The organism is Pseudoduganella rivuli, from assembly GCF_009674485.1.
GTDB classification, from domain to species: Bacteria; Pseudomonadota; Gammaproteobacteria; order Burkholderiales; family Burkholderiaceae_D; genus Rugamonas; species Rugamonas rivuli_B.
Map to the genome: position 1 here is coordinate 26,753 of NZ_WKJJ01000021.1, position 13,784 is coordinate 40,536.

The window sequence follows — 13,784 nt, forward strand, 5'->3', positions numbered from 1 at the left end:
TGCCGGGAACCTCAAATGCGTAGGGCGGTAAGCCGCAGGCTTGCCGCCAATGCCGGCGCTGCCGGGCTGCACGCATGGCGGCTTGGCGTGCCGCCAAACCGCCCTACGGATTCGCGCCCGCTGTATTCGCTTACTGCCTTGCCCATGCCCTAAAAAAAACGCTCCCCCCGGGACCTGAGAGGGAGCGCAAAGGAGACACTGCAGTGCAGTGTTAGTGCTCGTCAGCCCGGCAATGAATTAGTTACTCATGCGGCGCAGGTTGTCCGGCGTGAAGTAGGACGGTTCCAGTTTCAGGCCGAACTTGATCGGCTTTTCCTGGTTCGACAGGCCCGTCAACAGGTAGCGGCGCGCCTGCAAGTCGTATTGCGCCTCGTACGCGAAATACGGGGTCGGTGCGTCGTAATACTGGATCGCGCCGATTTCATGCACGCGCCACAATTCGCCACGGCCGTCGTACGCGTCGGCGTGCGCCACTTGCCACGTGTCTTCATCGATGTAGAACACGCGCTTGCCGTACACGTGGCGCTTGCCGCCCTTCAAGGTCGCTTCCACCACCCACACGCGGTGCGGTTCATAGCGCACCAGGTCCTGGTTGACGTGGCCCGGACGCACGATGTCCGCGTACTTCAGGCTCTTGCTGGTGATCTTGTAGTTGTTGTACGAAACGATCATTTCCTTCTTGCCCACGAGTTTCCAGTCGTAGCGGTCCGGCGCGCCGTTGAAGCCGTCGTAATCGTCGGTGGTGCGCAAGCCATCCGCACCCTGGCCCGGCGAGTCATACGCGATGTCCGGTGCGCGCAGCACACGGCGCTGGCCCGGGTTGTACGACCATGCCAGGCGCGATTCCTTCACCTGGTCCAAAGGGTCGATCACCATGATCGCTTCGCCGGCCATGCTGGCGGGACCGGTGATGGCGCCGGTGTAGTACAGCAGGCGGTTGGCTTCCGGCTTCGGCATGGCGTGCGCGAAGGCGATGGTTTCGCTGCGCGTGACGGGAGTGAAGGCGCCGTTGGCCTGCACCGGGAATTCGGTCGAGAAGCGCTGTACGCTGCCGCCACGGTAGCGCATCACGTGGTTCCAGATCGCTTCCACGCCGGATTTCGGCTGCGGGAATGGCACCGACGACTTCTGGATGTTCTGCACACCCGAACCGCCGGACGCCAGTTCCGCCTTGCCTGCTTCAGCCTTGATGGCGTCATACATCGAGGATGGCAGCGCCGCCGTGCGGTAGCTCTTGTAGACGTTGATCTTGTAGCTCGGATAACGCTTCAGCATTTCCATCTGGCCAGGAGCCAGCTTGTCCTTGTATTGCGCCATGTTGGCCGACGTGATGGTGTACTGCGGCTTGTCGTCGCCCAGCGGGTCGGCATAGCCGGCTTTCGGGTCGAAGCCGGCCGGCGCCTTGGTGATGCCGCCTTCCCACGACGGGATCGAGCCATCCTTGTTGCCGGCTTTTTCCGCGCCGACCGGCGTCAAGTCCTTGCCCAGGCGTTCCACGTCGGCAGGGCTCATGGCGGCTTGCGCCGCACCGGAAGTCACCGCGGCGAACGCCACGGCTTTCAACAGCGTTTGAATCTTGCTCATGTCAGGTCTCCTCAGAAGTTCGCGCCAACCACCAGCGATGCATAGTCGCGGTCGTGGAATTGGTCAAATTTGGCGTGATGGTTGTAGCGGGTGTACGTAAAGTCCGCGTAGTAGCGGCTCATGTAATCGGCGCGCAGGCCAATGGCGGCGCTGCGGCGGTTTTTCAGGAACGTGTTGTCCGCCGAGATACCGTTGACGTCATGCGACAGGAACAAACGCGGCTTCAGCGTGACGCCGGCGAACGCGTTCGGGTACGTCAGTTCGGCCTGCACGCGGTAGCCCCAGGCGGACTTCGTCGCATAGCCATCCGTGCTGCAATAGCCGGCATTCGCGTTCAGGCCCGCGCACGATGGCACGCCCGTGTAATCGCCGAAACCGAACAGGAAGCCACGGCCATAGCGCGTGCTGTTGTACGCATTACCGATGCCGCTCCACTGTTGCACACCCACTTCGCCGATGATGTTCAGTGCGTCCGCTTCCAGGATTTGCGGGATTTGTTTGATGAACGACGCTTGCAACTGCGTCTTGTTCTTGCGGTCATAGCCGCCGACCTGGGCGCCATCGGCCACCGACGGGTCGCGCGTTGCTTTCGCCATCCAGCCTTGCGGGCCCAGGCCCAGCATGGAGCCGATCAACAGGTCTGGCACGTTGATTTGCACGGGAATGTCACGGGTGTGCACCAGTTCACCGAACAGCGAGAAGCCGCCCACCGTGGTCGACGCGGATACGCCGAACGCCTTGATGTTTTCAATGTCGTAGTTCCACGCCATGCGGCCCGCGCCAATTTTGCCCAGCACACCCAGCGACGCGGCTGCCGCCGGCGGCAACTTCGCCGCCAGTTCAGCGATCGCACCCGAGAATACGGACGGCAATTCCGACTTCGACTTCACCACCATCAGCGCAGGGATACGCGCATGGTAGTTGGTGAAGTAGACGCCGAAGTCCGTGCCCAGTTCATCCGAGAAGTAGTGCGACGACAGGCCGAACTGGCCGCTGTTCTTCGGCGTGGTTTCCGGTGCACGGCCGAGGCGGAAGTTGATCGGCGACGTCGGGGTCAGGCCGACGGAGGCCAGCAGCGGCGCGGGCAATTTGCCCAGCAATGGCAAGCCGTTGTACTGCGTGCGGTCGTCGCCGACGGAATCGCCGAATACCACGACACCGGTCGGGCAATTCAGCGAATCGGCAATGGACCAGTACGTACCGCAACCATCGAGCACCGTGCGCTTCCACTTGAACTGGTAAAACGCTTCCACCGACAATCCATTGCCCAGGCCCAGGTTGGCCACCAGTTGCGGCAGCGGACGCAGGATTTCCTTCACTTGCGCGCCCGGACGGCGGGCGGCCGTCAGGTCGAATGCGCCCATCGCGTTCAGGCCCGGGATGAACAGGCTTTCACCCCAGTTCACCACTTGCTGGCCGGCCTTCACCTGCAGCGGATTGCCGCTCAGGTCGAAATTGCCGAACACATAGGCGTCGCCGATCGCCGCGCCGCTGAAGGTGGACAGCTTGTCGAAACCGTCGTCCGACAGGCGGGCGCCCGGCACATAGCCATTCAGGTTGCTGCCGTGCTCCACGCCCTTGTGGCTGGTCACATAGTCATACCAGGCATTGCCGCGCACGAACAGGCCGAGGTTGTCATGCTTCAGTTCCAGTTCGGCGGATGCTTTCGCCACCGACGAAATCGGGTCGTTTTTCTTGAAATTGAGGTTGCCGTCATCCTGGCCGTTGCCTGCCGTGCCACCGTGCGGCTTGGCGATCAGGTTCTTGTCGGCATTGGCCGTACGGACGCTGTGGCCCAGCGACAGGTTGAGGTTCCAGCGGCCTTCGACGCCGTTGTCCAGCGTGAAGGTATCGGCGTGCGCCGGGGTGGCCAGCGCCGCCAGTGCTACCGCGCAGGCTGCCGCCATGATGCGCGGACGCGGGCGGATATGTACTTCCTGATTCATGTGCTCTCCTGTGGTGGTTTTTTCGTTATTTGCCGGGTTTCGTTAAGCCGCCTCGGCTTGCGGCAGGCGGTAATGCCTGAACTGTTCGCGCAACTTGAGTTTCTGCACCTTGCCGGTGGCCGTGTGCGGCAACTCTTCGACGAAGGCCACGTCATCCGGCATCCACCACTTCGCCACCTTGCCGTCCAGGTAAGCCAGCATGTCGTTGCGGGACAATTCCGTTCCGGGCTTGCGCACCACGATCAGCAGCGGGCGTTCCTGCCACTTCGGATGGGCGACGCCGATCACGGCGGCTTCCGCCACGGATGCGTGGCCCATGGCCGCGTTTTCCAGGTCGATCGATGAAATCCATTCACCGCCGGACTTGATGACGTCCTTGGCGCGGTCGGTGATTTGCAGGTAGCCGTCGGCATCGATGTTGGCGATGTCGCCCGTATCGAAGAAGCCATCCTTGTCGAGCAGTTGCTCGTTTTCCGCGCCGTAGTAATGCCGGAGAATCCACGGTCCCCTGACCTTCAGCAGGCCGGACGCCTTGCCGTCATGCGGCAGCACGTTGCCTTCCGGGTCCGTGATGCGCAGCTCGACGCCGTATGGCGCGCGGCCCTGCTTCAGCAGCACCTGCATCTGCGCTTCCGCATCCAGCCTGTCGTGCTTGGGCAGCAGGCGGCACAGGGTGCCCAGTGGCGACATTTCCGTCATGCCCCATGCGTGCAGCACGCTGGCGCCGAATTTGTTCATGAAGGTTTCCACCATGGCGCGCGGCACGGCGGAGCCGCCGATGGCCACGCGGCGCAGCGCCAGTTCGGAGCGCGGATTCAAGCCCATCACTTCCACATGCTGGAACAGCATCAGCCACACGGTCGGCACGCCCAGCGCCAGCGTCACCTGCTCGTTGCGCAACAGGTTGTAGACGCTGGCGCCATCCAGCGCCGGTCCCGGCATCACCAGTTTGGCGCCGCACATCGCGCCGGCATAAGGCAAGCCCCATGCGTTCACGTGGAACATCGGCACCACCACCATGACGGAATCGCTCGATGCCAGCGCCGCGCCGTCGGCGCTGCACATGGCCATCGAGTGCAGCACCGTGGAGCGGTGCGAATACAGCACGCCTTTCGGATTGCCCGTGGTGCCGGACGTGTAGCACAGCGAACAGGCGCTGCGTTCATCCAGTTCCGGCCACGTGTATTCTTCACCGGCGCCTTCCAGCAAGTCCTCGTAGCACATCAGGCGGGGAATTTGCAGGCCATTGATGGTGAGGCGGTCCGCCATCGCGATAAAGCCTTTGACGTTGGGCAGCAGCGGCGCGACTTTCGCGATCAGCGGCGCGAACGTCATGTCGAAGAACACGTATTCGTCTTGCGCGTGGTTGACGATGTATTCCACCTGTTCCGGGAACAGGCGCGGGTTAATCGTGTGCAGCACGGCGCCCATGCCGGATACGCCGAAATAGATTTCCATGTGGCGGTAGGTATTCCACGCCAGCGTGCCGACCCGGTCTCCCGGCCTGATGCCCAGCGCCGTCATGGCATTGGCCAGGCGGCGTGCGCGGCGCGCCACGTCGCCATAGGTGGTGCGGTGCACCGGGCCTTCCACGGTGCGCGATACGATTTCCGCATTCGGGTGGTTGCGTTCGGCGTGTTGCAGCACGTGCGACACCACCAGCGGTTGGTCTTGCATCAGTCCCAGCATGGTTGTACTCCTTGATTTTTTTAGATCTTTAAATTCAGAACAGGGTTTTCAGTGCGCCGATGGCGCGGTCGAACAGGCGGCCATACGGCGGGCGGAATATGCCGAACGCGTTCCAGCGGGTTTGCAGGAACACCGGCTTTTCCTTGGAAAACGTGCGGAAGCCGTGTTCGCCGTGGTAGCTGCCCATGCCGCTGGCGCCGACGCCGCCGAACGGCAGGTTTTCCTGCGCCACGTGCCAGACCGCGTCATTGATGGTCACGCCGCCCGCGATGGTTTCGTTGAGCACGCGCTCGCGCTCCGCGCCGGACTTGCCGAACCAGTACAGCGCCAGCGGGCGGTCGCCCTTGTTCACGTAGTCCAACGCTTCATCGAGCGTGTCGTACGGCACCACCGGCAGCAGCGGCCCGAAGATTTCTTCGCGCATGATGCTCATGCCGTCATTCACGTTCAGCACCAGCGCCGGTGGCAGCTTGCGGTGCGCACTGGTTTCCTTTTCCAGCGCCGTCAGCGGCGCCACGGTGGCGCCCATCTGGCGCGCGTTTTCCAGCAGCCGTTCCAGCCGCTCCGCGTGGCGCTGCGATACGATGGCCGTGTAGTCGGGGTTGTCCGCCACCGTCGGATACATGGCGCACGCGGCGCGCTGCATCGCCTGCACGAATTCCGTCACGCGCTGGCGCGGCACCAGCGCATAGTCGGGCGCCACGCAGGTCTGGCCAGCGTTGAACAGCTTGCCGAACACCATGCGCGGGGCCGCCACGTCCAGGTCGCAGTCGGCGGACACGATGGCGGGCGATTTGCCGCCCAGTTCCAGGGTGACCGGCGTCAGGTTGCGCGCCGCGGCTTGCGCCACGATGCGCCCCACCTGCGTGGAACCGGTGAAGAACAGGTGGTCGAACGGCAGTTCGGAAAACGCGGCGCCCACTTCCGCGCCGCCCGTCACCACCGCCATTTCATGGGCGGCAAAGGTTTGCCCGACCAGCTCTTTCATCAGTTGCGACAGGCGCGGCGTCAGTTCGCTGGGCTTGATCAGCACCGTGTTGCCGGCCGCCAGCGCGGCGGCGGCCGGGCCTATCGCCAGGTGGAACGGGTAATTCCACGGCGCGATGATGCCCACCACGCCCAGCGGCTGGCGCAGCAGGCGGCTGGAGGCCGGCAGCATGTGCAGCGGCGTCGCCACGCGGCGTGGCTTCATCCATTTGCGCAGGTGGCGCATGTTGTGGCGGATGGCCGACATCGTGGTGAAGATTTCCGCCAGTTGCATTTCATGCGTGGAGCGGTGGCCGAAATCCGCGCTGATCGCCGCCAAGATGCGGTCCTGGTGTTGCACGGTCAGCGCCAGCAGGCGGCGCAGGCGGTCCATGCGGGTGGCGTACAGCGGCGTGCGGTCCTGGGCGCTACCGGCGCGCAAGGCGGCGAATACCGCCTCCATTTGCGCCACGCCGGCGTGCGTGTTCCCCTCCGGGGTCGCACCGGTTTCTCTCATGTTCATCGTGGGTCCTTAAGGGGTGACGATCGGGAATTGCGCCTCGAACTGATCCAGCTTGCCGAACAGCGCGCCCAGCGCCTGCGGATCGCCCGACAATGTCAGTTCGCCGCCCTGCACCAGTTGCGGCATCGTCGCTTGCTTCAACAGCAGCTTGAGCAAGGCCGCCTGCGTGACTTCCAGCGTCGCATTCGGCTGCTTCAATTCGCGGTCGCGGGTGTTGTGCAGCACGGAGTTCGACAATTCCAGCGCATAGCGTTCGCCGGTATCCGTGAAGCGCACGTTGATGCCCAGCGCCAGGCCGTCGGCCTTTTCATGGTTCAGGCGCACGGCCAGGTAATCGAACAGCATTTCCATCGGCATGGCGCGCACCAGGTCGGCGCCGTGGGTGCTCAGCGCGAATTTCTTGTCCACGCCGGCGCGCAATTCCTGCGCGGCGCTCAGGTATTCGTTGCGCCACACGCCCGATTCCGCCTGGTAGCCCAGCTGTTCCAGCGCCGCCGCCTGCTGCTCGCGCGCCGCCTTGTTGTCCGGCTGCGCAAACACCAGGTGGTTGCCGATTTCCACCGCCCAGCGGTAGTCGCCTTTGGCGTGTGCTTCCTTCATTTTCGCCAGCACGGCATTGGCGCCGCCCATGGCCGCCACGTACTGCCTGGCGCTGTCGACGCGCGGCAGCGGATTCAGCGTGGCCGGGTTGCCATCATAGAAGCCCAGGTAAAAGTTGTAGACGCCGCGCAGGTTGTGGCTCAGCGTGCCGTAATAGCCGTGCGTGGAAAAATCGTTGCGCAGCGCCTTCGGGTAATACGTGACATTGGCCAGGTCTTCCATCGTGACGCCGCTGTTGGCCAGGCGCAGCGCCTCATCGTGGATATAGCGGTACATGTCGCGCTGGTTGGTGATACGGCCCCGCACGCGCTCCTTGCCCCATACCGGCCAGTTATGGCTGGTGAAGCCCACTTCCGCATCCGGGTACGCATCCAGCAACTGATTGATGTACTTGGACCAGCCCAATGCATCGCGCACTTTCGCGCCGCGCAGCGTATAAATGTTGTGCATCGTGTTGTTGAGCACTTCGGCAAAGCACAGCGCCTTCATGTCCGGCAGGTAGAACATGAATTCCGATGGCGCTTCCGAACCGTTCGCCATCTGGAACACCATGCGCACGCCGTCGAGCGTCAATTGCTGGCCGGTCTTCGAGACGATTTCATTCGGCGCCACCATGCCGATATTGCCCTTGGAACCCGTCTTGCCCAGGCCCGTGCCCACGGCGCCCTGCGCGCCCCATGGCAGGAACATGCCGAACTGGTATTGCGCGCGGCGCGACATGGCATTGCCGGCCAAAACGTTTTCCGCCACGGCCGATTCCATGAAGCCTTCCGGCGCCACCACGCGCACCTTGCCGGACTTGATGTCCGCCTCATCGACGATGCCACGGATGCCGCCGAAGTGGTCGACGTGGCCGTGCGTGAAGATCACGGCGGTGATGGGACGCTTGCCCAGCTGTTGCTGCACGAAGTCCATCGTGGCGCGCGCCACTTCGGCCGACGTCAGCGGATCGACAACGATCCAGCCTTCCTTACCGGCGATGATGGACATATTGGAAATGTCGTAGCCGCGCACCTGGTACAGGCCATCCATCACCTTGAACAGGCCATGCTGGTTGTTCAGCTTTTCCTGGCGCCACAGGCTGGGATTGACGGAATCCGGCGCATCGCCCTTGATGAAATCGAACCGCGCGCCATCCCACGCGGTGCCGCCCGTCGCGGCCTTGATCAGGCGGTCCGGCAACGTTGCGATCAGGCCGCGCTGCGCATCCTGGAAATCCTGCTGGTCGGCCAGCGGCAGCGCCGCGCCGAACGCTTTATTGGCTTGCGCCGTGTGGCTGCTGGCCGGCTGCGGTGCGTTGGCTGCCTGCACATTGGCCGACATCAGGGCGACCGCCATCGCCAGCGCGCCGCGCCGGTACGAAATCTTGCTCATGTAATTCTCCTCAGATGACGGCTGCTGCCGCCTGGTTTTCGCGGGCGTCGGCCAGCACCATCTGTGCCGCCTTCTCGCCGATCATGATGGACGGGGCATTGGTATTGCCGCCGATAAGGGTAGGCATGATGGAAGCGTCCACCACGCGCAAGCCGTCGATGCCGCGTACGCGCAGGCGCTCGTCGACCACCGCCAGCGGGTCGCTGTTCGGACCCATCTTGCAGGTGCCGACCGGGTGATACTGGGTGTCGGCGCGGTTGCGGATATCCTGCATCAGCGCCGCGTCGTCGCCCGGCGGCACCGGATACAGCATGCCGCCACGGATGGCGTCGAACTGCGGCGATTCGAAGATACGCTGCTGCATCTTCGCGCCCTTCAGCAACAGGGCGGCGTCGCGCTCGTCGGACAGGAATGCCGGGTCGATACGGGGCGCATCGCGCACGTCGCGGCTGACCAGCCCGACCGCGCCGCGGCTGTGCGGACGGAGTACGTCGACGTGGCACGAGAAGCCGTGGCCGCGGTGGATCTTGCGGGCGTGATCGTCGACCAGCGCCAGCGCAAACACCAGTTGCAAGTCCGGCGCCGGCAAGCCCGGTTCAGATTTCATGAAGGCGCCTGCTTCCGCATAAGTCGACGTGACCGGGCCGCTGCGCTCGCGGCGCCATTCCAGCATGCCTTTCGCCATGTGGGTCACGCCGCGCACGGACAGGCCGAACGTGCGGTCGTCGCTGGGCACGTGCCAGCTCTGCACGTAATCGATATGGTCTTGCAGGTTCTTGCCCACTCCCGGCAGGTCGTGCAGCACCGGGATACCCTGCATTTCCAGTTCCGCGCGGGGACCGATACCGGACACCATCAGCAACTGCGGCGAGCCGAACGCGCCGCCCGACAGCAGCACTTCGCGGCGCGCCCGCACCTGGCGCAATTGCGCACCCGCGTAATACGCGATGCCGACCGCGCGGCGGCCTTCGAACAGGATGCGCGACGACACCGCGTGCGTGACGATGCGCAGGTTGGGACGGTGCAGGTTGGGCGTCAGGTAAGCCTTGGCGGAGCTGCAACGCTCGCCATTCTTGTGCGTCACCTGGTACAGGAACGCGCCTTCCTGCTGCGCGCCGTTGTAATCCGGCGTCAGCGGCAGGCCGCAGGCGACGGCGGCATCCAGGAACATCTGGTTGACGGGGCTGCCGTGACGGGGATAGGTGACGTTCAGTGGTCCACCCTGGCCGTGGTAGGCGTCGTGGAACTGTTCATTGTTTTCAGCGCGCTTGAAGAAGGGCAGCACTTCGTCGTACGACCAGCCTTTATTACCCAGCGCGGCCCAGTGGTCGTAATCCCAGCGGTGGCCCCGCACGTACAGCATGGCGTTGATGGAACTGCTGCCGCCCAGCGTCTTGCCGCGCGGCTGGTAGCCGATGCGGCCATTCAGGCCGGGCTGCGGTACCGTGTGATAGCAATAATTGTTGAGCGGACGTGGCAACATGGCCACCGTGCCGGCCGGCGCGTGGATAAATACGCTTTTATCCGGGCCGCCCGCTTCCAGCAGGCAGACCGTCACGGACGCGTCTTCAGACAGGCGTCCCGCCAGCGCTGCGCCGGCCGAGCCGCCCCCCACCACTACGTAGTCGAATTCCTGCAGTTCCATGTTCTCCTGGCCTTCCTGTTTTGAGGTACCGTCATGTGATTGCGGTACTTGCAGGAAAGTATAGGGAGCGTGTTTTTCAGCGTAAATTGCATTATATTTATCCGTATGATCCATTTTTTGCATCAATAGGACACTTATGGATTTCAAGCGCATCCGCCACGCACTGGCCGTCGCAGAGGAAAAAAGCTTTGCCCGGGCCGCCGACAAGGTGAACCTGAGCCAGCCCGCGCTGAGCCGCAGCATCCAGACCCTGGAAGAAGAACTGGGCGTCTTGTTGTTCGACCGCGACAACCGCAACGTCAACGTCACCAGCGTGGGCGCCGTGTTCCTGGCGCGGGCGAAAAAGCTGGCCTATGAAATGCGGGGACTGGAGCGCGACATGGCGCTGCTGCGCAGCGGCGACGGCGGCTCGGTGGCGTTTGGCGCGGGCCCGTTCCCCATGGCCAGTGTGGTGCCCCGCATGACGGACTTGCTGCGCGAACGGCATCCGGGCCTGCGCATTTCGATCACCACCAACAACTGGCGCCAGTTGCTGACGCAATTGCGCGGCGAACAGCTCGAATTTTTCATCGCCGACACGCGCGACATCGAACCGGCGCCCGACATCACCATCACGCCGCTGTTCCGCCAGCATGGCGCCCTGCTGGTGCGCACCGGCCACCCGCTGCTGGACCGCCCGTTACGGCTGGACGATTTGCTGGACTACGGCCTGGCCAGCGTCACCTTGCCGGAGCGCGTACGGCCGCTGGTGCACAGGATTTTCGGCATCCCGCAGGACGCGGCACTGCCGGTGGCGCTGCAGTGCGACCAGATTCCGCTGCTGGTCCATGCGACCGTGAACAGCGACCTGGTGTTGCTGGCCACGCAGGCCGCCGTGACGGAAGCGCTGGCCGACGGCCGCCTGGCCATGCTGGACGTGCGAGGATTGTCCGACGTGTCCACCGACGTGGGCATCGTGCAACTGTTCGGCCGCACCATGTCGCCCGGCGCGGTGGTGGCTATTGAAGTGCTGCGCGAAGTGGCGGAGCAAACCGTCGCCACTGTCGTCCACGGACGCCAGCAACCGTAGGGCGGTTTCCGCGCAGCGGAAGCCGCCGTGCGCGCAGTCCGGTACTGCCAGCCACTGTGGCCACGCAAGCATGGCGGCTTCCGCCCGGCGGAAACCGCCCTACGAAATCCGCACGGTTTACAGGGGGACGGGCGATAATAGGTGTTTCGCCGCATCCTCTTGACCGCCGCATGACCGACACCACCGCCCCCCGCTTCCACCCCCAGGGCCTGATCCCCACCCAGGAACAAGCCGCCATCCAGCAAGCGCAAAACCGTATCTCGCTGGTGGCTGCCAACGCGGGCGCGGCCAAGACCACCACCCTGGCGTTGCGCATCGGCGAAGCGCTGGCGCGGCGCCTGCCGCCGGAACAGGTGCTGGCGTTGACGTTCACGCCGGAAGCGCGCGACGTGCTGCGCCAGCGGCTGCTCGACATCGGCATTCCGTACGGGCTGGCGAGCGCCGTGCGCGTGGCCACGTTCGAGGATTTCGCGCAACAGACGCTGGCGGACCTGGAAAACGGCGACGTCCCGCTGCTGCGCCACCTGCGCGACATGAAACCATGGCTGCTGGAAGCGCTGAGCCGCGTCGGCGAACGCTATTTAGGCAAGGTGGAATACCTGGACATCCGCACCCACAACATCGCGCTGTCGCAAGCCATCGATGCGCAACTGGCGCTGAAGGCCACCATGCTGCTCGACAGCGTGGACGTCGAATATGTGGGCGTGGAAGAAGCGGCGGAAATCCTGAAAACGCCGCTGGCCGATTACCTGGCCGCCATCGAATATGAAACCCTGCGCAGCGACAGCGACGGCAGCGCGCAATTCCGCGGCCCGTACGACGCGACGTACGATCTGGCCAGGCTGCTGCAACAGGCGCCGGAAGCGGCCGGTTCCCTGCCCCGCTACCGCGTGGTCGTGTGTGACGAATTGCACGATTTGAATGAGGCGGGTTACCGCATCCTGTCCGCGCTGCTGGCGCAGCCCGATTGCTGGTTTGTCGGCGCCGGCGACAAGGACCAGGTGATCCACTCGAAGCTGGGCGCCAGCGGCGAATTCATGGAAAGCCGTTTTGCACGCGACTTTGGCAACGTCAAACAATATCCGCTGACCATCACATGGCGCCACGGCCCGCACCTGGCGCTGGCCATGGCGGCCTTCAAGTCCAAGACCGTGCAGTCAGGCTTGCCGCTGCATACGGAAATCCGCCAGGCGCACTATGCCGATGCGGCAGCCTGCGGCGACAAGATCGTGGCCGCCATCAAGGCGTGGAAAAAAGACGGTTATCCCATCGATGGCTGCACCGTGCTGCTGCGCGACCGCCACCAGGCCATCGCCGTGGAACAGGCGCTGATGCATGCAAAGATCGGCTACCGCACGCCGCCGATGGCCGGTTATTTGCAGCGCGATGAAATCCTGTTCTTGCGCGGCATGATGGCGATTGCCCTCAAAGACCTGGCGGCCGTGAAGTCGCAGGATGTGCGGATGGCCATCGTTGAAGCGCTGGCGGTGTTCGGCGAAGTGGAACACTCGCACGAACAGCTGGAACAGGCCAAGCGCGACATCGCCAAGCACCCGCAATTGCTGGACGGCTTTTATGAACGCTACCTGGATAATGGCAGCAACATTGGCCGCGCCGGGCCGATCAAGGCCGCCATCGAACGCGCCGCCACCTTCGGTCCTGACTCCCCGGCGCACGAAGCGCTGCGCGCAGTGTGCGACACGATGAACCTGGAACAGGCCGCGCGCCGCATCTTCGTGCGCCCGCACGACGCGCAGGCGGTGGCCAAATCCATCGCCGGCTTTATCGCCGCCGCCCAGGCGTCGGGCCACACGCTGGCCGGCTTCTGGCAGGAACTCAACGCGGCCGAAGCCTTCGCGGGCCGCAAGCGCGAAAAAGACGTGGTGACCATCGATTACGCCGTCAACGCCAAGGGCAAGGAATACGAGCACGTGATCCTGCCGTTCCTGGAAGCCGGCGAATTCCCGGCCGCGCTGGCCGATGCGCGCGAAGAAGACAACCTGTTTTATGTGGCGGCCACGCGCGCGAAAATGCGCCTGACCTTACTGGCGCCAGACGACGCGGAGCGCCGCAGCCCGTACGTGGCGCGCCTGCGGCTGGCCGCCAACAGCGCGGCGGCGGACCAGGCCATCGCCCGCAACGAAGCCGATGCGCGCGGCAAGGCGCCCGCCCGCCATTACCTGAGCGCGACCATCCACGAAGCGCAGCAAGTCAAAGCGCTGGGCGCGAAATTCGACTGGCCCCGCAAGGCGTGGTACGTGGAGCCGGGCATGGACCTGGAACCGTTCCGGCGCTGGCTGCAGCACTGAGCCAATCCTGCCCGCGGCGTATGGATTCCCGCGTAGCACTGCCATGGCTTGCATGAGATTACCAATATGACAATGTGAC

8 protein-coding genes are annotated in these 13,784 nt (G+C 64.1%); 2 read left to right on the forward strand and 6 right to left on the reverse strand.

Features of this window, described 5'->3' with window-relative positions; all coding sequences use genetic code 11:
- Positions 1-237: 237 nt before the first annotated feature.
- Genes GJ700_RS27665 through GJ700_RS27690 form a run of 6 tightly spaced genes read right to left on the reverse strand, consistent with a single transcriptional unit; the run spans position 238 to position 10,327 of the window.
- Positions 238-1,584, reverse strand: coding sequence for a DUF1329 domain-containing protein (locus GJ700_RS27665; protein ID WP_154380115.1), 1,347 nt, complete (start codon positions 1,582-1,584; stop codon positions 238-240).
- An 11-nt stretch (positions 1,585-1,595) separates the two neighbouring features.
- On the reverse strand, positions 1,596-3,530 hold the full coding sequence (locus tag GJ700_RS27670; protein ID WP_154380117.1) for a DUF1302 domain-containing protein: 1,935 nt from the start codon (positions 3,528-3,530) through the stop codon (positions 1,596-1,598).
- 42 nt (positions 3,531-3,572) lie between these two features.
- Entirely contained in the window at positions 3,573-5,219 is a 1,647-nt protein-coding gene (locus tag GJ700_RS27675) for a 3-(methylthio)propionyl-CoA ligase (RefSeq protein WP_154380119.1), read from the reverse strand.
- Between the two features lie 34 nt (positions 5,220-5,253).
- Positions 5,254-6,702, reverse strand: a complete 1,449-nt coding sequence (locus GJ700_RS27680) for a coniferyl aldehyde dehydrogenase (RefSeq protein ID WP_154380269.1) — start codon at positions 6,700-6,702, stop codon at positions 5,254-5,256.
- Positions 6,703-6,717: 15 nt separating this feature from the next.
- A complete protein-coding gene (locus GJ700_RS27685; protein ID WP_154380121.1) occupies positions 6,718-8,682 on the reverse strand; it encodes an alkyl/aryl-sulfatase in 1,965 nt (654 codons plus the stop codon).
- 10 nt (positions 8,683-8,692) lie between these two features.
- A complete protein-coding gene (locus GJ700_RS27690) occupies positions 8,693-10,327 on the reverse strand; it encodes a GMC family oxidoreductase (protein WP_154380123.1) in 1,635 nt (544 codons plus the stop codon).
- A 136-nt stretch (positions 10,328-10,463) separates the two neighbouring features.
- Here GJ700_RS27690 and GJ700_RS27695 point away from each other — a divergent pair, with 136 nt between their 5' ends.
- Together GJ700_RS27695 and GJ700_RS27700 are read left to right on the forward strand one after the other, a co-directional pair.
- Complete coding sequence (locus tag GJ700_RS27695) at positions 10,464-11,396, forward strand: LysR family transcriptional regulator (protein ID WP_154380125.1); 933 nt, start codon at positions 10,464-10,466, stop codon at positions 11,394-11,396.
- Between the two features lie 170 nt (positions 11,397-11,566).
- Positions 11,567-13,705: an ATP-dependent helicase gene (locus GJ700_RS27700; protein WP_154380127.1), complete on the forward strand. Its 2,139-nt coding sequence runs from the start codon at positions 11,567-11,569 to the stop codon at positions 13,703-13,705.
- The last annotated feature ends 79 nt before the right edge of the window (positions 13,706-13,784 follow it).